The following is a 24,981-nucleotide window of genomic DNA, read 5'->3' as shown; positions in this document are numbered from 1 at the left end:
GTTGATAGCGGCCCAATAACGCAAGTTTCCGCATCGGGACAGCTTGACGAGGGGGCAGGCAGCCTCTAGCCGCTGGGTCTTAGCAACATTGCCGGAAAACCCTGACTCGGAGCGTCACTTATGGCCCACGCCGCCACAACTCCTGCGCAACCCAAAGGTGCGACGGGAGTCCTCGTTTTGGCGGATGGCACCGTGATCTGGGGCAAGGGCTTCGGCGCCACCGGATATGCGGTTGGCGAGGTTTGCTTCAACACATCGATGACCGGTTATCAGGAAGTGATGACGGACCCGTCCTACGCGGCGCAGATCGTCACCTTCACATTCCCCCATATCGGCAATGTCGGGGCCAATTTCGAAGACGTCGAATCCAGGGTCGAAGGTGCGGTCGGCTGCATCGTGCGCGAAGAAATCACTCCGTCGAGCAACTTCCGCAGCACGCAGGAATTTTCCGACTGGATGGCAGCACAAGGCAAGATCGGCCTGTCGGGCGTTGATACACGCGCCCTGACGCGCCTGATCCGCAAGAGCGGCGCGCCCAACGCGATGATCATGCATGAGCCCAATGGCGGGTTCGACATTCCCGAATTGCTCAAGCGGGCGCAGGAATGGGCCGGGCTTGAGGGGATGGACCTCGCCCAGCGCGTCAGCCGCGAGGCTCAGGAAGACTGGGGCGGCGGTTACTGGCGGCTTGGCCACGGCTATGGCCGCGCCGACTGGAACGGCAAGCCGCACGTGGTCGCGATAGATTACGGCGCGAAAGACAACATCTTCCGCAATCTGGTGAAAGCGGGCGCGAAAGTGACCGTGGTGCCGGCCAAGACATCGCTTGAAGCTATCCTCGCGCTGAAGCCTGATGGTGTGTTCCTCTCGAACGGCCCGGGCGATCCGGCGGCGACGGGCAAATATGCAGTGCCGGTAATCAAGGCGCTGCTCGATATGGATATGCCGCTGTTCGGTATTTGCCTTGGCCACCAGATGCTGGCGATCGCCGCCGGGGCGAAGACGGCTAAGATGCACCAGGGCCACCGCGGCGCAAACCATCCGGTTCAGCGGGTCGGCGAAAGCTGGGGCGAAACCCGCGATCTGGTGGAGATTACCAGCATGAACCACGGCTTCGCGGTCGATGCGGATACGCTGCCCGAGGGTGTGGAACAGACCCACGTGTCGCTGTTCGACGGTTCGAATTGCGGGATTAGCATCACCGGCAAGAAGGCATTCGGGGTGCAGTATCATCCCGAGGCCAGCCCGGGGCCGCAGGACAGCTTCTACCTGTTCGAGAAGTTTGTGGGGATGTTGGGGTGATGGTGATGAAGCGACTAAGCATATTCGTTTCACTTTTTGCGTTTCTCGTCACTCCGTCAGCTGTTTCCGCACAGGAAGACAAGTGGTTCGTTGGCTCGCACCCTGAGGTACATGCCGCGATGGTGCGTGACATAGATGGGATTTTTGTCGCAATTTTTGTTGCAAAAGAACCGTCTATCTATGCCTCACCTTTGTTGATGGAGACGGTTGTTCCGTCCTGCGATACGTCACGGTCGATCGAAATGCATAGCACACGGGCAATAATGGCTGATGGCGAAACCGCTTCAGAGCGATTGATTGAAGTCCGGCGAGCCGTTGAGGACTTTTTTGAGCGAAGCACGGAAGGGTGCGAGATCGCAGAAAATCTGGAGGCCCGCTTCTTCTACCGCTTTGACGATGCTTATCTCGCCACGGACGGACTTCTCGTTGAAGCGGGCATTTTCCCGCTCAGCAATTACGAAGCTGAATCTAGCGAAGAGACAGATACCCAGACCATGGATGCCCCTGAATAATGCCCAAACGCACTGACATCTCCTCCATCCTCGTCATTGGCGCTGGTCCGATTATCATCGGCCAAGCGTGCGAGTTCGATTATTCCGGCACTCAGGCGATCAAGGCGCTGAAGGAGGAGGGCTACCGCGTCATCCTCGTCAACTCCAATCCGGCCACCATCATGACCGATCCGGAGTTTGCCGACGCGACCTATATCGAGCCGATCACGCCCGAAATCGTTGCGAAGATTATCGAGAAAGAACGCCCCGATGCGGTGCTGCCGACGATGGGCGGGCAGACCGCGCTTAATTGCGCGCTGAGCCTTGAAAAGATGGGCGTGCTGGAGAAATTCGGCGTTCAGATGATCGGCGCCGATGCAGAGGCGATCGACAAGGCGGAAGACCGCCAGAAATTCCGCGACGCGATGGACAAGATCGGCCTCGAAAGCGCGCGCAGCGGCGTGGCGCACAATGTCGATGAGGCGTTTGAAATCCTCGAGCGCACCGGCCTGCCCAGCATCATCCGCCCCAGCTTTACGCTTGGCGGCACCGGCGGCGGCATTGCCTATAACAAGGCAGAGTTCGAGCGCATCGTTCGCGAAGGCCTCGACGCCAGCCCCACGACAGAGGTTCTGATCGAGGAATCGCTGCTTGGCTGGAAAGAATACGAGATGGAGGTTGTCCGCGACCACAAGGACAATTGCATCATCATCTGTTCGATCGAGAACGTCGATCCGATGGGCGTGCACACCGGCGACAGCATCACCGTGGCCCCCGCGCTGACCCTGACGGACAAGGAATACCAGATCATGCGCACCGCCAGCATCGCTGTGCTGCGCGAAATCGGGGTCGAAACCGGCGGGTCGAACGTCCAGTTCGCGGTAAACCCGGAAGATGGCCGCCTGATCGTGATCGAGATGAACCCGCGCGTTTCGCGTTCATCCGCGCTGGCATCGAAGGCCACCGGTTTCCCCATCGCACGCGTCGCGGCGAAACTGGCGGTCGGTTATACCTTGGATGAAATCACCAACGAAATTACCGGCGCAACCCCGGCCAGTTTCGAGCCGACGATCGATTACGTCGTCACCAAGATTCCGCGTTTCGCGTTCGAGAAATTCAAGGGCGCGAATGTCGAACTGGCCACCGCGATGAAGTCGGTTGGCGAAGTCATGGCGATTGGCCGGAACTTCCAGGAATCAATGCAGAAGGCGCTTCGCGGGCTGGAAACCGATCTCGACGGGTTCAACCGCGTGGTCGAACTGGAAGGCGTGCACCGCGATGTGCTGACAGGCTCGCTCGCCAAGCGGACCCCCGACCGGATTTTGAAAGTCGGACAGGCTTTCCGTGAGGGAATGGAGGTCGACGAGATCAACCGCATCACCGGCTATGACAAGTGGTTCCTGCGCCAGATCGAAGCGATCATTGCGGCAGAAACCGATGTCGCAACCAACGGACTGCCGGGCGATGCCGCTGGCCTGCGCAAGCTGAAGAGCATGGGCTTTTCCGACAAACGCCTCGCGACTCTAGCGGTGCGATCGGTCGGCGTGGCTGGCGGAATGGGCGAAACGCAGGCGCGCCGTAGCGGTCTGCTCCATGATGCATTGCAGGCCATGGCCGGTGCAACTTCGGAAGAAGAAGTTCGTTCGCTGCGCCGCAAGCTGGGCGTGCTGCCAGTGTTCAAACGGATCGACAGCTGCGCTGCCGAATTCGAGGCAATTACGCCGTATATGTATTCGACTTACGAGGCGCCAACCTTTGGCGAGCCTGAGGACGAAGCGCAGCCGAGCGACCGCCGCAAAATCGTGATCCTGGGCGGCGGACCGAATCGGATCGGGCAGGGGATCGAATTCGATTATTGCTGCGTCCATGCCTGTTTCGCGCTGGAAGAAGCCGGCTTCGAAACGATCATGATCAACTGCAACCCGGAAACGGTTTCGACCGATTACGACACCTCCGACCGCCTGTATTTCGAACCGCTGACAGCAGAGGACGTGCTCGAAATCCTGCGCGTGGAGCAGCAGGCGGGCGAATTGGTTGGTGTGATCGTGCAGTTCGGCGGCATGACCCCGCTCAAACTGGCGCAGGCGCTTGAGGATGAAGGTATTCCTATCCTCGGCACCAGTCCCGACGCAATTGACCTTGCCGAGGACCGCGAACGCTTCGCAAAACTGGTCAACAAGCTGAAGCTGAAGCAGCCTGAAAACGGCATTGCCTACAGCCGCGACGAGGCGGCATCTGTCGCTGCGCGGATCGGCTATCCCGTTCTGCTGCGCCCGTCATACGTTCTGGGCGGCCGGGCGATGGAAATCGTCGACAGCGAGGCCCAGCTTGATGACTACATCAAAACGGCAGTGAATGTGTCGGGCGAAAGTCCGGTCCTCGTCGACCAGTATCTGCGCGATGCGATCGAATGCGATGTCGATGCCCTGTCAGATGGCGAAGAGGTCGTGATCGCCGGCGTCATGCAGCATATTGAAGAGGCCGGCGTGCATTCGGGCGACAGTGCTTGCACCATCCCGCCATATTCGCTGCCGACTGACATCGTCGACGAAATGGAACGTCAGGCAAAGGCGCTGGCTCTTGCGCTGGGCGTGCGCGGGCTGATGAACGTGCAGTTCGCTGTGAAGGACGGCGAAGTTTACCTGATCGAGGTGAACCCACGCGCAAGCCGTACCGTTCCGTTCGTGGCCAAGGCAATCGGGCAACCGGTCGCCAAGATTGCCGCCCGCGTTATGGCCGGGGAGACGCTGGACAAGTTCCCGCCATTCAAGCGCGATCTCGACTACATGGCCGTGAAAGAGGCGGTCTTCCCGTGGGGCCGTTTCCCCGGGGCTGACCCGGTCCTGACGCCGGAAATGAAATCGACCGGCGAAGTCATGGGGATCGATCGCGATTTCCCGACCGCGTTCATGAAGTCGCAGCTCGGCGCAGGGGTCAAATTGCCGGAAGGCGGCCTGGTCTTCGTTTCGGTCAAGGAAGGCGACAAGCCGATCATCGTGCCTGCGGTGAGAACACTGGTCGAATGCGGGTTCCGGATTGTCGCCACTGGCGGCACGCAGGCTTACCTGACGGAACAGGGGATCGAGGTCGAACGGGTCAACAAGGTGGCGGAAGGCCAACCGCATATTGTCGACCGCATGATCGACGGCGAAATTGCGCTGGTGTTCAACACGACCGAGGGTTGGCAGAGCCTGATCGACAGCAAATCGATCCGTGCGACCGCCCTGGAAATGAAGATTCCGTACTACACCACGGCGGCGGCATCGCTCGCCACGGCGGAGGCAATCAGGGCCGTCAAGCCGAGCGCGCTTGAAGTCCGGTCCCTCCAAGACTATTATAGCTGAGAAATAGACGACCTCTCCCGACATCGCTTCCGGAAATGAGTCGCTCCGAATTGGGGCGGCCCGGTCTCGAATTGTCTTTCGGTAGAGGCGCTTAGAATAGATTGGGGTTACGATGGAAAAAGTGCCGATGCTCGCCGAGGGCTACGAAAAGCTCACGGCTGATTTGAAGGCTTTGCGTGAAGAGCGGCCCAAGATCGTCGACGCGATCGAGGAAGCCCGTGCCCACGGCGACCTCTCCGAAAACGCAGAATATCATGCTGCGAAAGAACGTCAGGGCCAGGTCGAGGCGCAGATTGCCGATATCGAAAGCAAGGTCACCCGCGCTCAGATCATCGATCCGACGACGCTCTCGGGAGACCGCATTGTTTTCGGTGCAACCGTCACCCTGCTCGACGACGATGACAGGCCGGTCAGGTACCAGATCGTCGGCCAGACAGAGGCGGATGCAACTGGCGGGCGGATTTCGTACAATTCGCCGCTTGGCAAGGCGCTGATCGGCAAGAGCCTGGGCGATGAGATCGAAGTGACTGTGCCATCGGGCGACAAGTTTTACCTCGTCGAAAAGATCGAATATATTTGATCCTGGACGCGGCTTGGCAAGCTAGCCGAGCCGCTTTTCCATCGCATAATTGTGAATCGCAACGCCGTCGATTTCGAAATCGCGGCGATGCGTAATGCTGTATCCGCAGCGCTCGAAAGCGGGCCGGGCAAGTTCGCTTGCTTCGGTATAAAGGCGCGCAATCCCGCGCGTGCCAGCTTCCGTTTCAGCCAAAGCCAGCAACTGGTCGGCCAATTCGCGGCGCGAATGGTCAGGGTGGCAATATAGCTGGTCGAGATGGCCGTCTTGCTCAAGTAAGGCAAAGGCGACCGGCAGGCCCCGCTCATCAGCGGCGACGTATATTGAATGGCCGTTCGCAACACGTTCACGGATCCGTCCGGGCGAACCATGGCGGCTCGCCCATACCGCAACCTGTTCGCGCGAGTATGCCGCCGGTCCGATCTGGGCTATCGCAGCCAGGGTCAGTGCGTGGAGTGGTTCCGCGTCACCTTCGCGATACCGGCGCAGAGAGTAAGCCATCGCAAGCCGCGATACTTCAGGATCAGGCGCCCGGGGTCAGCAATTTGTGCAGGGGAACGATGACGTACTTCATTTCGGCATCGTCAACCGTGCGCTGCGCATTGCCGCGCCATGCTTCTACCGCGTTGTCGTAATCGCTGAATACGCCGACAACATGGATGCTTTCCGGATCCTGGAATTCCATGGTGCGCGGGTCTTTGACACGACCGCCCATAACCAAGTGGAGCGTCTGGTTGAGATCTGTTTCTTTCATGTCGGTGCTTTCTGGGACCTGGGGAGGGTGGAAGTACTATCGCGCGGCACATAAAGAAAAAGGCGCGCCAGACAAGTCCGGCGCGCCTTTTCGCAGATCGTATCTCGATATTATTTGCCTGCGCGGTTCCGCAGATCGCGGATGGACCGTCCGGCCTTCTTGCCGGCCTCACGGGTAAAACCGCGTGCTGCAGCGGCTGCATTGCCGCTCTTGTACGCAGCCTGCCTTCGCAGGGCACCTGCATTATCGTTCAGCGCATCGCCGAAATCTTCAAGTTTGTCCTTGCCTGCTTCGGCAACATTGCCCGCCGTTGCCATCATGCCGCTGGCATATGCCAGACCGAGTTCGGTGGCATAGCTTGCGAGTGAGCTGGCTTTGCGGCCGACCTGTTGACCGGCGCGGCGGCCCGGGCGTGTCATGGCGCCAATTGCCAAACCTACAACTGCGACACCGGCGAGGGTGGCAAACGGGTGTTCTTTCACGAAATCGGTTGCCTTGTCGGTTGCCTCTTTCGCCATGTCACCAAGGCTGCGCTCTTCGTTGCGCTTCTCAGCGGCTTCGATTTTGGCTTTTAGCGCCTGGCGCTTCTCTTCACTCGACATTCTGCATCTCCTGAAACTTGTAATCTGTAAAACCAACGGAGTTAGATCGCGTCGGGTTCCTCATAATCGCCGAATAGGTCGGGATCGTCGTCGGGCCGATCGTCCGGTGCGTTATCATCATCGAACAGCGACATAATCGGGTTGCGCGCGAACCACAGTATGACAGCTGCAATCAACGTTGCGAGCACGCCCTTGTTGTCGTCAGCGACATCCACAGCTTCCTCGAAAACATCGGTCGCACCTTCCGCCATTCTGCTGGCGAAACGGGTGCCGATGCCCTGAGCGCTGTAATCCGCCTTGAGGTTGCTGATGTCTGCCTTGACCAGAGCCAATGCGGCATCACGCATCATACGATCTTCCCGCATCCGGGCTTCGGGATCTTGACGCATCATCGATCACCCTCGAACGCGGTCCCGATCTTCTCGAACCGTGCCTTCGCGGCAAGACCCGCAAGAACGGCAAATACGAGCAGAACCCCAACCACGATAAGTGTGGCGAAGCCTGGTCCGACAAGCGTCCCAAGCGTGAATATCCCGCCCACCACGAGGCCAATGAGCGCAAGGTGCAAAAGTCCGAGCGCAGCAAGTGAAAACCCGATGCCCGACTTGCTCTTGCCTGCAACGAAGGAGAGCCGGCTCTTTTGGAAAGCCAGCTCTGCCTCGGCATACGTCTTGCCATCATCGATGAGGGCACTGATGTCGTCAGTCAGGGAGCGAACAGGTCGCTCATCCGCACTTTCGAAACCAGTTTCGTCGTCAGCAGCGCGCTGAACGTCTCCCTCATCAAGCATGTTTTCTGATCCCACGTTGTTCCAGCTCAGTTACGGCTGAACAGACGCGCTACCATAAAACCGACTACCGCCGCGATACCTACTGCCATGCCCGGGCTCTTGCGCACGGCTTCGCGTGCATCTTCGCCGAGTTCCTCAACGCTCTTATTGTCGAGCTTGGCTGAGGTTTCCTGAAGCTTGCGTGATGCCGAACGGGCATAGTCGCCATACTTCTCGCCCAGTTTTTCGTCGATCACGCCGGCGTTTTCGGAAACAACTTTGCCGATTGAGGCAATACCGTCGCTTGCTTTCGACTTGGCTTCGACGGCCAGGTCGCCTGCGCGAACCTTGGCTTCACCGGCCCAGTCGTCTGATTTGCTCTTGGCCTGCTCACGGTAAGCAACCGCGCGGTTCGAAGCTTCGTCTTTCAAGGCAGCGGCGCCTGCGCGCGCTTCGTCCAGAGCAGCGTTGAAGCGGGTTTTCGCTTCTTCTGTGCCAGAGACTGGAGCCGCCGGGGTCGTTGCCGCAACCTTCTTGGGTGCAGCTTTCTTGGTAGTTTTGGTTTTGGTTGGTTTTGCGTCGACCATGTGATTTTCCCTTACCCGTTAATAATATCCGGTCAGACACCGTGGATACGGTTTCCAACCTCTCTATGTTGCAACGCAACTTGCACCAGTTAGTTCCGAGGCATAAGGCGCAATTCATACGTCGTCACTGCCCGACATGGGTGGTGTGTTAGTTAATTACAACACCAATAGCGCCGGAGCACAATATGACTGCAATTCTCGACATCCACGGCCGCGAAATTCTCGACAGTCGCGGGAACCCCACGGTTGAGGTTGATATTCTGCTCGAAGATGGCAGCTTCGGCCGGGCAGCGGTTCCGTCCGGCGCATCGACAGGTGCGCACGAGGCAGTCGAGCTTCGCGATGGCGATGCAGGCCGTTATTTCGGAAAAGGCGTGACCAAGGCTGTCGACGCAGTGAATGGCGAGATTGCCGACACTTTGCTGGGCCTCGACGCTGAAGACCAGCGTGACCTCGATCTGGCGATGATCGATCTGGACGGCACGGAAAACAAGTCGCGCCTCGGGGCCAACGCGATCCTGGGCACCAGCCTTGCGGTTGCAAAAGCTGCCGCCAATGCGCGCGGTATGCCGCTGTGGGCCTATGTCGGCGGTGTTTCCGCTCACGTTCTCCCGGTCCCGATGATGAACATTATCAACGGGGGTGAGCATGCCGACAACCCGATCGACATCCAGGAATTCATGATCATGCCGGTTGGCGCAGACAGCATGGCAGAAGCCATTCGCTGGGGTGCGGAAGTTTTCCACACCTTGAAAAAGGGTCTTTCGGACAAGGGGCTTGCGACTGCAGTGGGCGACGAAGGCGGCTTTGCACCTGACCTTGCCAGCACCCGTGATGCGCTCGATTTCATCATGGCGTCGATCGAGCGGGCAGGGTTCAAGCCCGGCGAAGAAATCGCGCTTGCGCTCGACTGCGCATCGAGCGAGTTTTTCAAAGACGGAAAGTACGAAATCTCGGGCGAGGGCAAGTCACTGTCGCCATCAGAAATGGCCGATTACCTTGCCGCGCTATGTTCGGATTATCCGATCCGCTCCATCGAAGACGGCATGGATGAAGACGATTTCGAAGGCTGGAAGGCACTGACCGACGCGATTGGCGGCAAGGTGCAACTGGTTGGCGACGACTTGTTTGTGACCAACCCTGAACGCCTCAAGATGGGTATCGAGAAAGGCCTCGCCAATTCTCTGTTGGTCAAGGTCAATCAGATCGGCACTCTGTCCGAGACGCTGGAAGCGGTGAACATTGCGCATCGCGCCGGCTATACCTCGGTCATGTCGCACCGTTCGGGCGAAACTGAAGACGCGACAATTGCCGATCTGGCTGTGGCGACCAATTGCGGCCAGATCAAAACCGGTTCGCTTGCCCGTTCCGACCGGCTCGCAAAATACAACCAGCTCATCCGCATCGAGGAAGAACTCGGCGCCAGTGCGAGCTATGCGGGCGCTGGCTGTTTCGGATAAACCTGCTCACTATTGACGAAACCGAATGACGCCATAGGATCGCCCGCAAGAGAGGAATTCCTGTTGGCGTCATTCCCGTCTGCTCCTGCAGATATCTCACCTGCATTTCTTGGCGAAGTGCTTGGGAAAGCGGTTGCCTCCTGTTCGGCCAAGCCGATCGGGGCGGGTCTGGTGGGTGACAGCGCGCGCATTTCCATCGATTATACTGAAGGAAACACAGGCCCCGAAAGCCTGGCCGGTAAATTTCCCGCAGCTGACGAGACAAGCCGGAGTACGGCTGCGTCCATGCAGCTCTATGAAAAAGAAGTCGGCTTTTACAAATATATAGCGCCCGCTATTTCCACCCGTACCCCGGAAACATACTTCGCTGAATTCGACCCGCCTAGCGGCGAGTTTCTCCTTCTGATGGAGGATTGCGGTCCGGCACAACAGGGCGATCAGCTTTTGTCCTGTACGCTTGAGCAAGCCGAACACTGTGTGCGCGAAATTGCGGCCCTTCACGGTGCCACTTTTGAGGAGAGCGAGATACTTTCGCTCCCGTTTCTTCAGCCGAATGAACAAGTGCGTGCATTTGCAGCTGCGGGATATCCCGGTGCGAGTGAGGCATTCCAGGCTTTCTACGCGGGTAAGATCGAATCAGATTTGCTCAAGTATATCGGGAGTTTGGGGGGACGTTCAGCCCGCCTGTTTGGAGAATTTCCAACTGGTCCTTGCGTGGTCCATGGCGATTTCAGGCTCGATAATATCCTGTTCGGTATCGGCGGCGGAAGCGAGCCGATGGCGACGCTTGACTGGCAGACGGTTTCGCTGGGCGATCCTCTAACCGATCTGGGGTATTTCATGGGCGCGGGTATCGGCACCGAATTGAGGCGGCCGAACGAGGCGCACTTGCTGGAACTTTACCGAGCGGAACTGGTCAACTGCGGCGGTCCCGATCTCGGCGATATTCGCAGTAATGACGGATATGCAAGAGGTGCGCTTCACGGCATCTCGACCGCCGTGTTCAGCGCGGCATTTGTCGAACATAACGAACGTAGCGAAGCCATTTTCCAATCGATGGCGATTGGTGCTGCCGAATTGGCGCGTGAAATTGATGCGATGCGGGTTTTGGAGGATTGAATGGTACTGAGCAAAGGCGACGAATTTCCGATCCACCAGACACCTGAGCCAGTTGCCTATTCGGGAACTGACAGAAATTTCTACGATCGCTATTTCTTCAATGGCTATGCGCCCGATGGCAGTGGGTTCTTCGCGCTCGCCTTCGGAGTCTACCCGCATCTCGATGTGGCGGATGCTCATTTCTGCGTAATCCGGGACGGGGTCCAGCACTGTATCCACGCGAGCCGCGAGCTCGGGATGGAGCGGATGGATCTCGAGGTCGGCCCGATCAGAATCGAGATAGTGGAACCGCTGAGCCGCCTGCGGCTTACCGTGGCACAAACAGAAGGTATCGCCGCCGAATTCGAATTCTCAGGGCGCGCATTCCCGATCGAGGAGCCGCGCTTCATCCACCGCATCGGGCCGCGCGCGTTTATGGATTATACGCGCATGACCCAGAACGGCCGTTACACCGGCTCGATCGAGGTTGATGGTGATCGCCGGGAAATAGCGTCAGGGTCGCTAGGAACGCGTGATCGCAGTTGGGGCGTGCGCCCGGTTGGTGCGCGCGACGAACAGCCATTGCCGGGTGTGTCTGCGCCGACGTTTTTCTGGCAGTGGACGCCGATCAACCTTCCGGGCGGCAGTCTGTTCTATCACCTGAATGCCAATCCTGACGGTACCGCATGGAACACCCGGGCTGCGTGGGTGCCAGAAGGCGGCAGTGTCGCCGATGTGACCGAAGGGCAGGGGACGCTCACGGCAAGTTTGGAACCTGGCAGCCGCTGGCCAGCTAGAGGCGTCTTGGAGCTGGAGGTGCCGGGTGCGCCGGCTGTTGTGGAACTCAAGGCGAAGGATCGCTTCCAGATGCGCGGGCTTGGCTACACGTCACCCGATTGGGGCCACGGGATCAACCATGGACCACTGGAGGTCGCACGCGAGGATATCAATCTGGCTGAACTCAACCCGCTGCAGGCGGACAATCTCCACGTCCAGATGATTTGCGAAGCGAAGGCCGATAACGGCGACATTGGCACCGGTATATTCGAACAGTTGATCCTGGGTCCCTACGGACCCATGGGGCTCAACGAATATTTCGACGGCGGGTCTTAACGCGCGAACTTGCCTTGCAGGTCGAGCAGGGCAATCGCAGCCTCGGCAGCTTCGCCGCCCTTGTTCTTCTGCGACGGATCAGCCCGGACCAGCGCCTGTTGTTCGTTTTCCACTGTCAGAATGCCATTGCCGATAGGGATACCGTCCATCGTCAAAGCCATAATACCGCGTGCGCTCTCGCCCGCGACAATCTCGAAATGGTAGGTTTCACCGCGGATTACGACCCCGATTGCAACGAAGCCATCATACTGGCCGCTGTCAGCTGCCATGGAAATGGTGCCCGGAATCTCCAGCGCGCCGGGTACGGTGAGGACATCGACATCATGCCCTGCTGTCTCCAGCGCGGCCTTGGCGCCTGCAATCAGCATATCATTCAGGTGGTCGTAGAACCGGGCTTCAACAATCAGAAAACGCGCCATGTTAATCTCCTGCGAGCGCCTCTAGCGGCAGTGGCGAGCAGGAGGAAGCCTGAATTGCAGGCAATAGGCTTTATCCCGTGCTGCGCAGTTGATGCGCCTGACTTGTTCTCTCGATAAAGGCCTTCCACGGCTGCGCAGCCGGATGGTCGCTATTCTCGGGTGACCAGTGTTCGCGCATGATCGCATGGGCCTCGCGTGCGTCCATCCCGCATTCTATGTGATACCGGTAGAGAAAGGCCGATACCCTGAAATTGTATACGCAGTGGAGGTGTACAGGGCGCGGCGCTTGTTCCAGCGCGGCAACGAAGCACAGGTAATGCTGCTCTGTCGGCTTATTGAACGGAACTTCGATCAGCGTGTAGCCGATGCCAAGTAATTTCAGCTTTTCGCCTTCATCCTTTAACGACAGCTCATGTTGCCTTGGGGCCAGGTCAATTACATGGCGGGTACCCAGAGCGGCCACCTCTTCCAGATCCGCGTCCACAAGGCTACCCGACGTAGTCATAGACTCGTCGATACGCTGCCACGCGTGAATTCCTCTTGGGTCGGGGCCATCCATGGGGCAATTGCAACACCAAGTAGCTAAAGCTTCGTTAAGTTTGCCTGTTTTCTCTTATTGTTCAAAGTAACCGAGACCAACATGCTCTTGAATCAGACCTTATCGACCTCAGAGCAGCGCACAGGCGCATCTGGCACTTGCAAAGACTTGTGCCATTTACGGAATGATCAGGTTTTCAGAGGAATTTGGCTTGGTGGACGCACTTGGGTTCGAACCAAGGACCCGCTGATTAAGAGTCAGCTGCTCTACCAACTGAGCTATGCGTCCATCAGCCATTTCGGGCAGTCGCCGAATCAGATCGATCAGGCGAGGCGCTGCATATAACGACCTGTTTGAAGATTTAAAGCGGTTTGATGCACAAAAAGGCATGCTGCCGTTTTCAGGTTGATATCAGCCCGCCTCGAATTGATCGGTTCCAGCGGTTTACCATCATCAGGGTTCCGATGCAGATCATGTTGGTCATCATGGAAGACCCGCCGTGGCTCATGAAAGGCAGGGGGATCCCGACCACGGGGGCGAGGCCCATGACCATCATCAGATTGATGCACACGTAAAAGAAGATCGTGGCGACCATGCCGGCTGCCAGCAGCTTTGCAAAACGGTCATTTGACGCCTTGGCGACGCCGAGCCCCCAGCGAAGAATCAGTCCGAAGATCAGCAGCACGAGCAATCCGCCCAGAAGGCCCCATTCCTCTGCCATTGTGGCAAAAACAAAGTCGGTATGAGGTTCAGGAAGGTAATTGAGATGGCTTTGCGAGCCTTCGTTAAATCCCTTGCCCGAAAATCCGCCCGAACCAATCGCGATCTTGGACTGGGTAATGTGATACCCTGAACCCAGCGGATCGCTTTCTGGATCGAGGAAAGTCGTGACGCGGCGTTGCTGATATTCCTTCAACGCAAAAAAGTAGGCCAGTGGAACAGCGACCGCGGCAGCAGCGCCGCCAGCGACGAACCACCGCATCGGCAGGCCAGCCAGGAACATCACCACCGCACCGCCGAACGCAATCGCCAATGATGTTCCAAGGTCGGGCTGGAGGAGCACCAGTGCCATAGGCGCACCGATCAGCATTCCCGCAGGCACCAATGCACGCCACGATTGCACCATTGCGCCGGGCAGCGAACTGTAGAAATGGGCCAGGGCAAGTACGATCGCCGGCTTCATCAATTCCGACGGTTGCAGCCTGAGGAAGCCAAGCTCCAGCCAGCGCTGGCTACCGCCGCCCATCGCCCCCATCGCCTCAACCGCCATCAGCAGCAGCAGGACCAAACCGTAAACCGGATAGGCCATGAAGCGCACAAAATCCCGGTTAAACAAGACCATGATGGATGCCATGAACAGGAATACAGCAAACCGGAGCAGGTGCGACGATGCGAAGGGTTTGAAATTGCCTCCCGCCGCCGAATACAGCACCGCAGCGCCAAATGCGACCAGCACGAACAGAGGGATCAGCATGCCCCATGGCTGCCGGGCAATCGGTGCTGGAATGATACCGTTCATTCGGCACCGCCAACGGTTGAGGCATCGACGTTCTGCGAACGATTGATCGCCGCGTCAGCCGCCTCGGCGACGGCGCGCTGGGCTTCCGCTCTTGCTTCTGCATCGACGCTGGCGAAGATTTCTTCATCGCGTTTGGGCAGAGGCAGCACTTCTTCACCGGCCGCCTGTGCGTAGGCTGCGTATTTTCGTGCAAGCCGCTCTTCGGCATTGCCGCCCCATTGCGTTTCGAGGCCGCGGAGAGCGTCCATGCCCTTTTGCGGGTCAAACATGAATGTCATCACATCGCGTGCAATAGGGTACGCGGCACCGGACCCGCCGCCATGTTCGATCACGACGGCACCGGCATATTTCGGATTGTCGAACGGGGCAAAGAAAATGAACAGGCCGTGGTCGCGGTATTTCCATGGGCCGGATCGGCCGTCCGACTTGCTTAGCGAAACGACCTGCGCCGTTCCCGTTTTACCAGCGATCTTGATATCATCGAAGGGTAAGCGGCCCCGTCCTGCGGTGCCAGGTCCGTTCACGACATCGCTCATCGCCTGACGAATGTAATCCTTCTGATCGGACGGGAAACGGAATTTCTCGAATGCCGGGTTTTTTCCACCTAGCAACAGATTGGGCATGACCTGCTGGCCAGTGGCAATCCGCGATGCCATCACGGCCAGCTGTAGGGGGTTGGCCAGCATGTAGCCTTGGCCAATCGTCGCGTTGACCGTGTCGAAGGCTTGCCATTCGCGGTCGTACTTGCGCATTTTCCACTGAGGATCAGGCACGGTGCCATAGAACTGGCTGACGACCGGCAGCGGGAATTCCTGCCCCATGCCGCATCTGCGTGCCATCGCGGCAATCGGATCCATACCGACACGCTGTGCCATGGCATAGAAATAGACGTCGCAGCTTTGGTAAATGGCCTTGGCCATGTCCACGGCGCCGTGGCCCCGCCGGTTCCAGCAGCCGAAAACGCGGTTGCCCACGCGCAGGCCGCCGCCGCAGAAGACCTTTTCTTCCGGATCGATACCCTGTCCCATCAGCGCCATCGACACCATGGGCTTAACGGTCGAGCCAGGAGGATAGAGGCCTTTCAAAACCTTGTTTCTGAGCGGCACTCGCTCGTCATCGCGCAGCATTGAGTATTCTACGCGGCCAATTCCGTCGGAAAAGCTGTTAGGGTCGAAGCTTGGCATGGAGGCCATGCACAGCAGCTCCCCAGTGTTGCAATCCATGACCACGACGGAACCGGATTCCAGACCGATCCTGCGCGCCGCGTAATCCTGCAGCGGGCCGTCGATCGACAGGCGGACGGGATCGCCCTGAACATCGGAGCGGGTATCCAGATCACGGACAATCCGGCCAGAGGCAGTCACCTCCACCCGGCGAGCGCCCGGTTCGCCGCGCAATTCCTGTTCGAACTGCTTCTCCAGGCCGTCCTTGCCGATCTTGTAGCCGGGCGTGATCAAAAGCGGGTTCTTGTCCAGCTCGTATTCTTCGGCGGATGCCGGCCCGACATAGCCGATCAGATGCCCGACTGATGGCCCGGTGGGATAATACCGCGTGAAGCCACGTTGCGGCACCACACCGGGAAGGTCTGGCAGGCGAACGCTGATGGCAGCAAACTGTTCAAAATCTAAGCCAGTCCCGACTTCGACCGGTTGAAAGCCGCGCGCGCCCTCCATCGCATCCTTCAAATCCTGAATGCGGGCAGGCTCGTAACCAAGAATCTCGCCCAGAGTCTCGACTGTTTTGTCGGGATTGGGCGTGCGCTCGGGAATGATGTCGACGCGGAAATCGGCGCGATTGGAGGCGAGGGGAGCGCCGTTGCGATCGAGGATCCATCCACGGCGGGGCGGGATAAGGGTAAGGTTTACGCGGTTGCTTTCAGCCTCGACCCGGTATTTCTCGTTCTCCGCAATCGCAATGTAGCCCATCCTTACGGCAAGCAAGGTACCGATTCCGGCACCAAGCCCGCCCAAGACTATGCTGCGGCGATCATATCGATTTTGGAGAGTGGCAGAGTTGATTGGCGGCTGCCGGCGACGCTTGCTGCGCATCAATGCACCCTGCGAACGCGTTTGAGGCGTATCCTGTCGAGCCTGGCTACCATGCGCGCGATAATGGGGAATAGGAGGACCGACAGCAAGGCCTGCGGGCCAAGCGCCAAGATGATCAGCAGCGATACATCCGACCCGGAAAGCAAAGCGGCGGAAAAGATGTAGGCGAGTATGATCAGCCCAAAAATGGTCCAGTCCTGCGCGAAGCTACGCCGGGGAAGCTGAGTCTCGGTAATTTCGATGGCGATCACGGCTGCGGACCAGAGAAATATGGCAGAGCCGAATGGCTGCCCGCTGAACAGATCATCGAACAGGCCAAGCGGGAAGCCTGCCCAAACCGGCAACAGGCCGGGCCGCACCAGCCGCCAGCCCAGCAGCATCAGAAAACCGAGTGGCGGGATAATCGCGACCCCGCCGCTGACAAAAAAGAACGGCAGGATGGACGCAGCCATCACGCTCAGAGTGGGAATTGAATAGGCCCGTACGGGTGAATGAACCCGGTTGATGCGGCTGCCATAGGCGTCACGGCGAGCCGAAGGATTGACGCGTTCCATTATTCGGCCAGCACCTGATCAACCGGCTGCTGCGCCCCGGCAACCGCTTCCGGCTGCCAGATGGGTTCGACGGAAACGTAATCGGTTGCCGCCGGATCGCTGATGATACGGGCAATCCCACCATCATCGGTAATCTCGGTCAAGATCGCGACGGCAATTCCAGGTCGGTAATAGCCGCCGGCACCGCTGGTGACCATCACATCACCTGGCTCCAGCGGGTTGATCCCGAGGTTGATAAGGCGGATTTGAAGCCGACCGTCACCGCGTCCCTCTGCGAAAGCGACGACGTCTTCATCTGCAAGACGCACCGGCAGGACGCTTTGGCTGTCAGTCAGCAGCAAAACTCTGGAGATGTTCGCCGATGTTTCAAGCACACGGCCGACAACACCGCGCGGGCCGCGTACTGGCATACCAATTGCCACGCCATCGTTTTTGCCTGCTCCAAGATAGGCAAAACGGCGCGTGCTGGATGCTGTTGAGCCCACCAAACGGGCAACTGCGACCGGTCCGACTTCCTGTTCTGCAAGACCGAGCAGAACTTTGAGGCGCTGGTTTTCCTGCTCGACCGCTTTGGCTTCTTGCAGGCGGATACGGGCAAGCTCCACTTCTTCTTTCAGCTCGGCATTCTGGCTTCCGGCACGGAAGTACCCTGCGATGGAGCCAAAGAAACCCTGGCCGCCTGTGCGGGCGGTGGCGCCAGCTTCAGCAACCGGAGCGACTGCTTCCGAAGCCAGACCGCGCGGCCCCTGCCAGTTCGAAGGGCTCCAGAGAGACAATCCGAGCAGGACAGCACCAAGCACTGCGCCGATTCCGGCAGCAACATATCCAGTAAAAACCCCGTATTGCGCCCGCCGTGAATAGCTGGAGCGCCGGGAAGAGGACGGCGCCATAATTCGCCCCCGTTATGCTGTCATCAATACGCCGCGGTAGATCGGATCTTCCATGGCGCGGCCGGTCCCGATAGCAACACAGGTGAGTGGATCTTCAGCGATGCTGACAGGCAGGCCGGTTTCATCGCGCAGATGCGTGTCGAGGCCGCGGATCAATGCGCCGCCACCGGTCAGGACAATACCCTGGTCGACGATATCGGCTGCGAGTTCCGGCGCGGTGTTTTCCAGCGCGATACGAACACCTTCGATGATTGCACCAATCGGTTCGGCAAGCGCTTCGGCGATGTGAGCCTGATTGATGGTGATTTCCTTGGGCACGCCATTTACGAGGTCGCGGCCCTTCAAGGTAATCGTTTCGCCAATCCCGTCTTCCGGAACCATTGCGATACCGTAATCCTTCTTGATCCGTTCAGCGGTGCTTTCACCGATCAGCAGGTTGTGATGGCGGCGAACATACGAAACGATCGCTTCGTCCATCTTGTCGCCGCCAGTGCGGACCGAAGTCGTGTATGCCAGACCGCGCAGCGAAAGAACGGCAACCTCGGTCGTGCCGCCGCCGATATCGACAACCATCGAGCCGACCGGTTCGGTCACAGGCATATCGGCACCGATTGCAGCAGCCATCGGTTCGAGGATCAGGTAAACTTCGCTCGCGCCGGCGTTGCTGGCGGCATCGCGGATCGCGCGGCGCTCAACTGAAGTCGAGCCCGACGGAACGCAAATCGTGATCTCGGGATAGCGGAACATGCTCTTCGAACCATGCACCTTGCGGATGAAGTGCTTGATCATTTCTTCAGCGATTTCGATGTCGGCGATGACACCATCGCGCAGCGGGCGGATCGCCTCGATGCTGTCGGGCGTCTTGCCCATCATCATCTTCGCTTCGTCGCCAACGGCCTTGACCTTCTTGAAGCCGCCAATGGTTTCCATGGCAACGACGGACGGTTCGTTGAGGATAATTCCCTGGTCCTGAACATAGACCAGAGTGTTGGCCGTTCCGAGGTCGATGGCCATGTTCTGCGAACCGAATTTGAAAAGATTAGAAAAGAAGCTCATCAGGCGGCGATTCCGTATAGTTTTCGGGCGTTTGCCGCGAGAATCTGCGGCAGATGCGACCCGGATATGACAGGGATGAAAGCGTCTTAACGGACGCAGCCCGAAAAGGCCAAAATTTTATGCGTATCTTGCACCGGTTTTTGCACCATCGGCCTCGAATTCGCTTCGCTTCATCGCTAGGCTTGGCCAATGCCGCAAATTCGCCGTCTACCAGAAGCGCTGATCAACCGTATTGCCGCCGGTGAGGTGGTGGAGCGCCCAGCTGCCGCGCTCAAGGAACTTGTTGAAAACTCTATAGATGCCGGAGCCCGGCGCATTTCGATCAAACTGGTCGATGGGGGGCTGACCCGGCTTGAAGTAACCGATGACGGCTGCGGCATGTCGCCCGACCAGATGAGCCTGGCGCTGGAACGCCATGCAACCTCCAAATTGCCAGACGAGGCGATCGAGCAGGTCAGCACCCTCGGCTTTCGCGGAGAAGCACTCCCGTCAATCGCCAGCGTATCGCGCTTCTCGCTGGAAAGCAGGCCGCATGGCGAGCCGCAGGGGTGGAAAAAGGTGGTCGATCACGGCGTGTTGGAGGAAGACACGCCAGCCGCGTTGCCGCCGGGAACCCGCGTGAGGGTTGAGAACCTGTTCGGCAAGGTGCCTGCACGGCGCAAATTCCTGCGCACGCCGCGCAGCGAATACGGCGCATGTCAGGATGTGGTCCGGCGGCTTGCCATGGCGCGGCCCGATATCGCGATTACGTTTGAGCACGGTGATCGCCGTGTGTTGTCGCTGCAAGGCGGCGAAACGCTGGAAGCGCGTGTTGCTGAAATCATCGCCCGCGAACTGGCTAACAATGCAGTGTCGATCGACCTTGAGCGCGGCCCCATGCGCCTGACCGGCGTGGCAGGGCTGCCAACCTACAACCGCGGCGTGGCCGATCATCAATATCTCTTCGTCAATGGAAGACCGGTGAAGGACAGGTTGCTGACCGGTGCGGTGCGCGGCGCCTACGCAGATATGCTCGCCCGGGACAGGCACGCGGTGCTGGCACTGTTCCTTGAGCTTCCGCCTGAAGATGTCGACGTCAACGTCCACCCGGCCAAGACGGAGGTGCGGTTTCGTGACAGTCAGGCCGTGCGCGGGTTCATCGTTTCCGGGCTGAGGCAGGCGCTCTCGACGGGGGATCGGCGCAGCGCGCAGTCACCTGATGCCTCTGCTATGAGCCGGTGGTCGCAAGAGCCCGTCCGGCAGGAGCCGTCCCCTGCGCTCCGGTCCATGTTCGACAGCCCCGCATGGGCTCCGTCAGCCCCGCAAATGGCGTCTGGTGTCAGTTCACCGGTTCAGCCTTACCGCGGCGAGAACGGCGATGTTCTGGCCGCCCCTCAAGGCCGTGCCGAAATGGCCGAGCCGGTTGACGAAGGCGCAGAGAAATACCCGCTGGGCATTGCGCGCGGACAGGTGGCTAACACCTATGTCGTCGCAGAAGCGGCAGATGGGTTGGTAATCGTCGATCAACACGCCGCCCATGAACGCCTTGTTCTGGAACGGTTGCGCAGCGCAGGCGCAGAGGAGGCGATCAAGCGCAGCCAGGCACTGCTGATGCCCGAAGTCGTCGAGATGGACGAACAATCCTGCGACAGGCTGGAAGACGCCATTGGCAAACTTGCCGATCTCGGGCTGGTCATCGAACGTTTCGGCCCCGATGCGATGCTGGTCCGCGCCGTCCCGCATTCGCTGGGCAAGGCCAACCCGCACAAGCTGCTGCAGGATATCGCGGACGATATTGCCAAACATGGCGATGCAATCCTGCTGGGCGAGAAGCTCGATCTCGTGCTCGCAACCATGGCGTGTCACGGATCGGTCAGGGCAGGGCGCACATTGAACGTTGCGGAGATGAACGCCCTGCTGCGCGAAATGGAACGCACACCCCGCTCGGGCCAGTGCAATCATGGCCGACCGACCTGGGTCAAACTGTCGATGGAGGACGTCGAAAAATTGTTCGGGCGGCATTAGTGTGCGCTAGTATGCGCTTTTGTGCGGCAAGTTTGATGCCTTATTGGCTAAAAGCGGGCTGTCGGCAAACGACCCGATAGCGAACATCCGAGGGCCGGGGGTGACTGCGGGTTACGTGCCTGTTAGGTGAGACCGCTAATGACGATCGGAAGTCGATCGGCCTTCAGGAGAGTATGCATGCTTTTTCACACCATGGTCGGATCGAACGACATTGAGCGATCCAAGCGCTTCTACGACACGGTGCTCGGCACCTTGGGTGCAGGGGAAGGGACGCGGAACATCGCCGACAGCGGCCATACCCGCCTGATCTATAATAACGGCAACGGAACCAACTTCATCGTCAGCCAGCCGATCAACGACGAACCGGCAAGCATCGCCAACGGCAGCACAGTCGCCTTTTCCTGCGACTCGCCCGAGCAGGTGAAGCAGCTTCACGATAGCGCCGTTGCCGCTGGCGGAACCTCGATCGAAGCTCCGCCCGGACCGCGCGAAACTGCCTCCATGGGCACCATCGAACTGGCCTATTTTCGTGATCCCGACGGCAACAAACTGTGCGGAATTCATTTTCCTGCCTGATCCGTCCGGCACGGGTCTGCTTCTAAAACCAGCGGACTTCGATCATGCGATCCCGCGAATGCCCGCTTTCCACCCGAAAATCAGATGTAGCAGCTCCGCTTCGCATTGCTTGAAACCAGACTTTGGCCAAATCCGGGAAACGCTGGTCCAGATCGTGCGCCGTTTACGTCTCGACTTTGGTCAAACTTTCGATGGAGGACGTTGAGAAGCTGTACGTGCGGCGTTAGGCTCTGCGGCAAGCGTGGTCTGCGGTTTTTGCCTCCATTGGGAACTGTCGTGCGACTGGAGGAGTAGGAGAGTCAATCAAAACAGCTGAGCATTTCGGAGGCTGACGGGTTGTCTTCCAAACGTTCAGGCTGTTTCGTGGCCATACACGCACCGCATCCTTCGCGATTGCCGCAGTGCATCCAATTTTGAGGAATTAGTCACCAATGCTGACTCTGCTTTCGCCCGCCAAGAAGCTCAATTTTGATGAGACCACGCCGGAGCTGGACGTCACCAGCCCGCGCCTGACCGATGACACGCGTGAAATTGCCCGTGTCGCGAAGAAGCAATCGGCAGCCGATCTGAAGAAACTGATGCGGATTTCGGACAAGCTGGCAGAACTGAACGCCGAGCGGTTCAAGGCGTTCGATCTGGAAGGCCGCAGCAATTCTGCGAAAGCTGCCGGGCTGACATTCGATGGCGATGTCTATTGGGGGCTGGATGCGAAAACCCTCGGCCAGGAAACCCTATCCTATGCGCAGGATCATCTGCGGATATTGTCCGGCCTCTACGGCTTGCTGCGCCCGATGGATGCCATCCAGCCATACCGTCTGGAAATGGGCACGAAGATGAAAAACCCGCGCGGCCAGTCGCTGTATGATTTCTGGGGCAGCCGGATCGGCGAGGCGCTGGAGAATGATCTATCCGGCCATGCCGATCAAACCATCGTGAACCTAGCGTCGAACGAGTATTTCAAGGCTGTCGACACGTCGGCATTGCCGGGCCGGGTCATCATCGCGTCGTTCCTTAACGTGAAGGACGGGGAAGCACGGCGGCTGATGTATCACGTGAAGTTCGCCCGCGGATTGATGGCGCGCTGGATCATGGAAAACCGGATCGAACGCGCGAATGATCTGAAGAATTTCGACGCTGAGGGATACGCTTTCGATGCCAAGGCATCCAGCGCAGAGGAACTCGTATTCACTCGCAAACAGCCGCCGGTGAAGAAGTAATCCGGCTGGCGGCGTGCCGCCGATAACCCGGCGCGCTAGTCTTCGATGGGTGCATCTGGGTCGCGGACCTGGATCAGCCCGTTCGAGATCATCTCCAGCACCACTTCGCCGTTCTGGTTCAATGTCACCCCGCGCGATTTGAAAATACCCATTTCGCGCCGCGATTTGCTGCGCCGTTTTTCGAGGACTTCAGTCTCGACGCGCAATGTGTCGCCCGGATATACCGGCTTTTTCCAGCGCAGCTGATCCACACCCGGCGATCCGAGCCCAGCCTGTTTGTGGACCTTCATATTGTCGACCATCATCCGCATGGTCATCGCGCAGGTATGCCAACCGCTGGCCGATATCTTGCCGAAATGGGTTTTTGCCGCCGCGTCGTTGTCAAGATGGAATGGCTGCGGGTCGTACATCTCGGCAAACTGTGTCACCTCCTCGAGGGTGACTTCGTAATTGCCGTACTCTTGCTTTGACCCGACTTCGATATCCTCAAAATACAGCATTGGCTCTCCTGGCATTTTCTAAACGCCGTAACGAAGCAGCATCCAGATCGCCATACCCATCATTGCTAGATTTTCTGTCAACGAAACAAAGCCCAGCGGCACGCTGGCGCTGCCGCCGACACAGGCGCATTTGATATCGCGTTTCTGGATATAGACCGCATAGATCACCGACGCGGCGCCGATCGTGCCGATGAAGAATGCAACCGGTATCGAAAGCCACGGAAGCTGCCGGCCCGCCATCAGCACCGCCGCAAGCGCCTCCAGAAAAGGATAGGCATAGGCATAGGGCACAAACCTCTTGGCCAGCAGATCGTAGCCTAGGAACATGCTCGAAAACTTTTCGACATCCTGCAGCTTCAGCATGGCGAGCATGGCCATGGAGAAAGCGACAAACCACTCGCCTGTTCTGACCGTTAGCACTTGCCCGAAGCTAAAGAGGCTGAGCGAGACAGCCAGCGCAAGGCCCACCGCAAACACTGCGATCACAGGCTTGTAACTGGTCGCCCCACTGTCCGGCACAGGATTGCCAAAATGCGCACGCAAATCCGTGTATCCGCCAATCCGTTCATCACCGATGAAGGCCTGCGGAGTGGTGGACACGCCGTATTCTTTCTTGAACGCATCGGTTTCTTCGCGGGAGGTGAGGGGGTGATCCTCGACCGTGTAGCCTTTGCGTTCAAGCAGCCATTTGGATTTGATACCGTAGGGACAGACGTGTTTGTCCATCATCATGCGGTACAATTTCGCAGATTGGCGAGCTTTGTTCATGCCCGGAAGCTGGGGACCTTGCCGCCGGAATCAAGCTGCGGAATAATCCGGTAGCGGGCAAGAACCAGGCTAAACAATCCGAACAGCAGCAGGCCCAGTGCCGTGAGAGTGAAGACGATGCCTTCACCCGCAAGCGACGCAACCGCATCGCCGAGTGTCTTGACCTTGTCGGATCCGCCGGAAAGAAACCCTGCATTGATCAGCGACCAGCCGATGATTGCGTAAACGACACCGCGCGCGGCATAACCCACTCCGCCAAGCCAGCGCGTTGCATTTGGCGCCTGTGCGCTGATGCGGTGCATGAATTCGCCGGTCAGACCCTTCTTCGCCTGGAAGAACGCGGTGCCGAGGAAAGCGAGGCCTAGAAGACCGAGCACAATGCCGCCGAATTCGACAGACAGTACGCCGGATGCTGCCTCTTGCGCGCCGCCGGCCGAAGCCTTCCCGCTGCTGGCAAACTGGTATGCCGAATAGGCGAGGGCGAGGTGGCCGATTGCGCTGCCCGCATGGCCGATGCGCTTGGCCCAGCCTTTTTTGTCCGAACCGTTGTTCTCAATGTCGAAAACCGTCGAAGCGAAGCGGAACAGTGCATAGGCAAAGAGCCCGATAACCATGAGCCACAGAATTGCGGTTCCGGCAGGAAAATCTTCAACCGCCTTGAAAATACCATTGGTGCCTTGGCTGATCTTGCCTGCGCTGGTCAGCGCAATCAGGCCAAGAACCGAATAAAGTATGGCGCGGCTCAGATACCCAATACGTACCAGCCAGCTAAATTTTTCAGATTTATCGATCACG

At 58.6% G+C, this 24,981-nt stretch carries 26 protein-coding genes and 1 tRNA gene; 10 read left to right on the top strand and 17 right to left on the bottom strand.

Annotated features, from left to right (window positions below; genetic code table 11):
- The first annotated feature begins 120 nt into the window (after positions 1 to 120).
- From carA to greA, 4 genes are all read left to right on the top strand, one after another.
- Positions 121 to 1,302 (top strand): glutamine-hydrolyzing carbamoyl-phosphate synthase small subunit, encoded by a 1,182-nt coding sequence (gene carA, locus GRI43_RS04780; protein ID WP_160729916.1) that lies wholly within the window; start codon positions 121 to 123, stop codon positions 1,300 to 1,302.
- On the top strand, positions 1,299 to 1,814 hold the full coding sequence (locus tag GRI43_RS04775; protein ID WP_160729915.1) for a hypothetical protein: 516 nt from the start codon (positions 1,299 to 1,301) through the stop codon (positions 1,812 to 1,814). The genes carA and GRI43_RS04775 overlap by 4 nt, the downstream gene beginning before the upstream one ends.
- Positions 1,814 to 5,137 (top strand): carbamoyl-phosphate synthase large subunit, encoded by a 3,324-nt coding sequence (gene carB, locus GRI43_RS04770; RefSeq protein ID WP_160729914.1) that lies wholly within the window; start codon positions 1,814 to 1,816, stop codon positions 5,135 to 5,137. Before GRI43_RS04775 ends, carB begins: the two co-directional genes overlap by 1 nt.
- A 112-nt stretch (positions 5,138 to 5,249) precedes the next feature.
- A complete protein-coding gene (greA, locus tag GRI43_RS04765) occupies positions 5,250 to 5,717 on the top strand; it encodes a transcription elongation factor GreA (RefSeq protein ID WP_160729913.1) in 468 nt (155 codons plus the stop codon).
- 21 nt (positions 5,718 to 5,738) lie between these two features.
- Here the strand turns inward: greA and GRI43_RS04760 are convergent, their stop codons facing one another.
- The 6 genes from GRI43_RS04760 to GRI43_RS04735 form a co-directional block, all read right to left on the bottom strand.
- Entirely contained in the window at positions 5,739 to 6,215 is a 477-nt protein-coding gene (locus GRI43_RS04760) for a GNAT family N-acetyltransferase (protein WP_160729912.1), read from the bottom strand.
- Between the two features lie 22 nt (positions 6,216 to 6,237).
- Complete coding sequence (locus tag GRI43_RS04755; protein WP_160729911.1) at positions 6,238 to 6,468, bottom strand: DUF4170 domain-containing protein; 231 nt, start codon at positions 6,466 to 6,468, stop codon at positions 6,238 to 6,240.
- A 110-nt stretch (positions 6,469 to 6,578) separates the two neighbouring features.
- Positions 6,579 to 7,070, bottom strand: a complete 492-nt coding sequence (locus GRI43_RS04750; RefSeq protein ID WP_160729910.1) for a hypothetical protein — start codon at positions 7,068 to 7,070, stop codon at positions 6,579 to 6,581.
- A gap of 41 nt (positions 7,071 to 7,111) precedes the next feature.
- On the bottom strand, positions 7,112 to 7,462 hold the full coding sequence (locus GRI43_RS04745) for a hypothetical protein (RefSeq protein ID WP_160729909.1): 351 nt from the start codon (positions 7,460 to 7,462) through the stop codon (positions 7,112 to 7,114).
- Positions 7,459 to 7,860 (bottom strand): phage holin family protein, encoded by a 402-nt coding sequence (locus tag GRI43_RS04740; RefSeq protein ID WP_160729908.1) that lies wholly within the window; start codon positions 7,858 to 7,860, stop codon positions 7,459 to 7,461. Before GRI43_RS04740 ends, GRI43_RS04745 begins: the two co-directional genes overlap by 4 nt.
- 26 nt (positions 7,861 to 7,886) lie before the next feature.
- Entirely contained in the window at positions 7,887 to 8,426 is a 540-nt protein-coding gene (locus GRI43_RS04735) for a hypothetical protein (RefSeq protein ID WP_202391590.1), read from the bottom strand.
- A gap of 185 nt (positions 8,427 to 8,611) precedes the next feature.
- Between GRI43_RS04735 and eno the strand changes: the two genes are divergently transcribed.
- The 3 genes from eno (at position 8,612) to GRI43_RS04720 (ending at position 12,097) form a co-directional block, all read left to right on the top strand.
- Entirely contained in the window at positions 8,612 to 9,886 is a 1,275-nt protein-coding gene (gene eno / locus GRI43_RS04730) for a phosphopyruvate hydratase (protein WP_160729907.1), read from the top strand.
- A gap of 63 nt (positions 9,887 to 9,949) precedes the next feature.
- Positions 9,950 to 11,005, top strand: a complete 1,056-nt coding sequence (locus tag GRI43_RS04725) for a phosphotransferase (protein WP_160729906.1) — start codon at positions 9,950 to 9,952, stop codon at positions 11,003 to 11,005.
- Positions 11,006 to 12,097: an Rv3169 family protein gene (locus tag GRI43_RS04720; protein ID WP_160729905.1), complete on the top strand. Its 1,092-nt coding sequence runs from the start codon at positions 11,006 to 11,008 to the stop codon at positions 12,095 to 12,097.
- Here GRI43_RS04720 and ribH read toward each other — a convergent pair.
- The 8 genes from ribH to GRI43_RS04680 all read right to left on the bottom strand — a co-directional run bounded on the left by ribH (position 12,094) and on the right by GRI43_RS04680 (position 19,121).
- Complete coding sequence (ribH, locus tag GRI43_RS04715; protein ID WP_160729904.1) at positions 12,094 to 12,516, bottom strand: 6,7-dimethyl-8-ribityllumazine synthase; 423 nt, start codon at positions 12,514 to 12,516, stop codon at positions 12,094 to 12,096. The two genes, GRI43_RS04720 and ribH, sit on opposite strands and share 4 nt — an antisense overlap.
- A gap of 70 nt (positions 12,517 to 12,586) precedes the next feature.
- Complete coding sequence (locus GRI43_RS04710) at positions 12,587 to 13,021, bottom strand: protein-tyrosine phosphatase family protein (RefSeq protein ID WP_235903604.1); 435 nt, start codon at positions 13,019 to 13,021, stop codon at positions 12,587 to 12,589.
- Positions 13,022 to 13,266: 245 nt separating this feature from the next.
- Positions 13,267 to 13,342: transfer RNA gene (locus tag GRI43_RS04705), tRNA-Lys, on the bottom strand.
- Positions 13,343 to 13,454: 112 nt separating this feature from the next.
- On the bottom strand, positions 13,455 to 14,573 hold the full coding sequence (gene rodA, locus GRI43_RS04700) for a rod shape-determining protein RodA (protein WP_160729902.1): 1,119 nt from the start codon (positions 14,571 to 14,573) through the stop codon (positions 13,455 to 13,457).
- On the bottom strand, positions 14,570 to 16,621 hold the full coding sequence (gene mrdA / locus GRI43_RS04695) for a penicillin-binding protein 2 (RefSeq protein WP_160729901.1): 2,052 nt from the start codon (positions 16,619 to 16,621) through the stop codon (positions 14,570 to 14,572). Before mrdA ends, rodA begins: the two co-directional genes overlap by 4 nt.
- Positions 16,621 to 17,175 carry a rod shape-determining protein MreD gene (mreD, locus tag GRI43_RS04690; protein ID WP_160729900.1) on the bottom strand — a complete coding sequence of 185 codons (555 nt, stop codon included), beginning with the start codon at positions 17,173 to 17,175 and terminating at the stop codon, positions 16,621 to 16,623. The genes mrdA and mreD overlap by 1 nt, the downstream gene beginning before the upstream one ends.
- Positions 17,175 to 18,065 (bottom strand): rod shape-determining protein MreC, encoded by an 891-nt coding sequence (locus tag GRI43_RS04685; protein WP_160729899.1) that lies wholly within the window; start codon positions 18,063 to 18,065, stop codon positions 17,175 to 17,177. Before GRI43_RS04685 ends, mreD begins: the two co-directional genes overlap by 1 nt.
- Before the next feature lie 12 nt (positions 18,066 to 18,077).
- Positions 18,078 to 19,121 carry a rod shape-determining protein gene (locus GRI43_RS04680; protein ID WP_160729898.1) on the bottom strand — a complete coding sequence of 348 codons (1,044 nt, stop codon included), beginning with the start codon at positions 19,119 to 19,121 and terminating at the stop codon, positions 18,078 to 18,080.
- 189 nt (positions 19,122 to 19,310) lie between these two features.
- Between GRI43_RS04680 and mutL the strand changes: the two genes are divergently transcribed.
- The 3 genes from mutL (at position 19,311) to yaaA (ending at position 22,918) form a co-directional block, all read left to right on the top strand.
- Entirely contained in the window at positions 19,311 to 21,125 is a 1,815-nt protein-coding gene (gene mutL / locus GRI43_RS04675; protein WP_160729897.1) for a DNA mismatch repair endonuclease MutL, read from the top strand.
- Positions 21,126 to 21,302: 177 nt separating this feature from the next.
- A complete protein-coding gene (locus GRI43_RS04670; protein WP_160729896.1) occupies positions 21,303 to 21,701 on the top strand; it encodes a VOC family protein in 399 nt (132 codons plus the stop codon).
- 431 nt (positions 21,702 to 22,132) lie between these two features.
- Positions 22,133 to 22,918, top strand: a complete 786-nt coding sequence (yaaA, locus tag GRI43_RS04665; RefSeq protein WP_160729895.1) for a peroxide stress protein YaaA — start codon at positions 22,133 to 22,135, stop codon at positions 22,916 to 22,918.
- A gap of 35 nt (positions 22,919 to 22,953) precedes the next feature.
- On the opposite strand, the gene GRI43_RS04660 is transcribed toward yaaA, so the two are convergent.
- The 3 genes from GRI43_RS04660 to GRI43_RS04650 are packed head-to-tail and all read right to left on the bottom strand — an operon-like array spanning position 22,954 to position 24,980.
- Positions 22,954 to 23,418, bottom strand: coding sequence for a MaoC family dehydratase (locus GRI43_RS04660; protein ID WP_160729894.1), 465 nt, complete (start codon positions 23,416 to 23,418; stop codon positions 22,954 to 22,956).
- Between the two features lie 18 nt (positions 23,419 to 23,436).
- Positions 23,437 to 24,186: a MauE/DoxX family redox-associated membrane protein gene (locus GRI43_RS04655; RefSeq protein ID WP_160729893.1), complete on the bottom strand. Its 750-nt coding sequence runs from the start codon at positions 24,184 to 24,186 to the stop codon at positions 23,437 to 23,439.
- Positions 24,183 to 24,980 carry a DUF1206 domain-containing protein gene (locus GRI43_RS04650; RefSeq protein WP_160729892.1) on the bottom strand — a complete coding sequence of 266 codons (798 nt, stop codon included), beginning with the start codon at positions 24,978 to 24,980 and terminating at the stop codon, positions 24,183 to 24,185. The genes GRI43_RS04655 and GRI43_RS04650 overlap by 4 nt, the downstream gene beginning before the upstream one ends.
- Between the last annotated feature and the right edge of the window lies 1 nt (position 24,981).

It is taken from the genome of Pontixanthobacter luteolus (genome assembly GCF_009828095.1).
GTDB lineage: Bacteria > Pseudomonadota > Alphaproteobacteria > Sphingomonadales > Sphingomonadaceae > Pontixanthobacter > Pontixanthobacter luteolus.
The sequence above is the reverse complement of the archived record's forward strand: the minus strand, read 5'-3'. Positions and strand labels throughout refer to the sequence as shown.

Bases quoted from the DNA above. Each gene is read 5' to 3' on its own strand.
- GRI43_RS04710 (WP_235903604.1), bottom strand. From the start codon at position 13,021: ATGACTACGTCGGGTAGCCTTGTGGACGCGGATCTGGAAGAGGTGGCC.
- GRI43_RS04750 (WP_160729910.1), bottom strand. From the start codon at position 7,070: ATGTCGAGTGAAGAGAAGCGCCAGGCGCTAAAAGCCAAAATCGAAGCC.
- mreD (WP_160729900.1), bottom strand. From the start codon at position 17,175: ATGGAACGCGTCAATCCTTCGGCTCGCCGTGACGCCTATGGCAGCCGC.
- eno (WP_160729907.1), top strand. From the start codon at position 8,612: ATGACTGCAATTCTCGACATCCACGGCCGCGAAATTCTCGACAGTCGC.
- GRI43_RS04685 (WP_160729899.1), bottom strand. From the start codon at position 18,065: ATGGCGCCGTCCTCTTCCCGGCGCTCCAGCTATTCACGGCGGGCGCAA.
- GRI43_RS04680 (WP_160729898.1), bottom strand. From the start codon at position 19,121: ATGAGCTTCTTTTCTAATCTTTTCAAATTCGGTTCGCAGAACATGGCC.
- carB (WP_160729914.1), top strand. From the start codon at position 1,814: ATGCCCAAACGCACTGACATCTCCTCCATCCTCGTCATTGGCGCTGGT.
- GRI43_RS04720 (WP_160729905.1), top strand. From the start codon at position 11,006: ATGGTACTGAGCAAAGGCGACGAATTTCCGATCCACCAGACACCTGAG.
- carA (WP_160729916.1), top strand. From the start codon at position 121: ATGGCCCACGCCGCCACAACTCCTGCGCAACCCAAAGGTGCGACGGGA.
- yaaA (WP_160729895.1), top strand. From the start codon at position 22,133: ATGCTGACTCTGCTTTCGCCCGCCAAGAAGCTCAATTTTGATGAGACC.
- rodA (WP_160729902.1), bottom strand. From the start codon at position 14,573: ATGAACGGTATCATTCCAGCACCGATTGCCCGGCAGCCATGGGGCATG.
- GRI43_RS04755 (WP_160729911.1), bottom strand. From the start codon at position 6,468: ATGAAAGAAACAGATCTCAACCAGACGCTCCACTTGGTTATGGGCGGT.
- ribH (WP_160729904.1), bottom strand. From the start codon at position 12,516: ATGGCGCGTTTTCTGATTGTTGAAGCCCGGTTCTACGACCACCTGAAT.
- greA (WP_160729913.1), top strand. From the start codon at position 5,250: ATGGAAAAAGTGCCGATGCTCGCCGAGGGCTACGAAAAGCTCACGGCT.
- GRI43_RS04670 (WP_160729896.1), top strand. From the start codon at position 21,303: ATGCTTTTTCACACCATGGTCGGATCGAACGACATTGAGCGATCCAAG.
- GRI43_RS04735 (WP_202391590.1), bottom strand. From the start codon at position 8,426: ATGGTCGACGCAAAACCAACCAAAACCAAAACTACCAAGAAAGCTGCA.
- mutL (WP_160729897.1), top strand. From the start codon at position 19,311: ATGCCGCAAATTCGCCGTCTACCAGAAGCGCTGATCAACCGTATTGCC.
- GRI43_RS04745 (WP_160729909.1), bottom strand. From the start codon at position 7,462: ATGATGCGTCAAGATCCCGAAGCCCGGATGCGGGAAGATCGTATGATG.
- GRI43_RS04760 (WP_160729912.1), bottom strand. From the start codon at position 6,215: ATGGCTTACTCTCTGCGCCGGTATCGCGAAGGTGACGCGGAACCACTC.
- GRI43_RS04655 (WP_160729893.1), bottom strand. From the start codon at position 24,186: ATGAACAAAGCTCGCCAATCTGCGAAATTGTACCGCATGATGATGGAC.
- GRI43_RS04660 (WP_160729894.1), bottom strand. From the start codon at position 23,418: ATGCTGTATTTTGAGGATATCGAAGTCGGGTCAAAGCAAGAGTACGGC.
- mrdA (WP_160729901.1), bottom strand. From the start codon at position 16,621: ATGCGCAGCAAGCGTCGCCGGCAGCCGCCAATCAACTCTGCCACTCTC.
- GRI43_RS04740 (WP_160729908.1), bottom strand. From the start codon at position 7,860: ATGCTTGATGAGGGAGACGTTCAGCGCGCTGCTGACGACGAAACTGGT.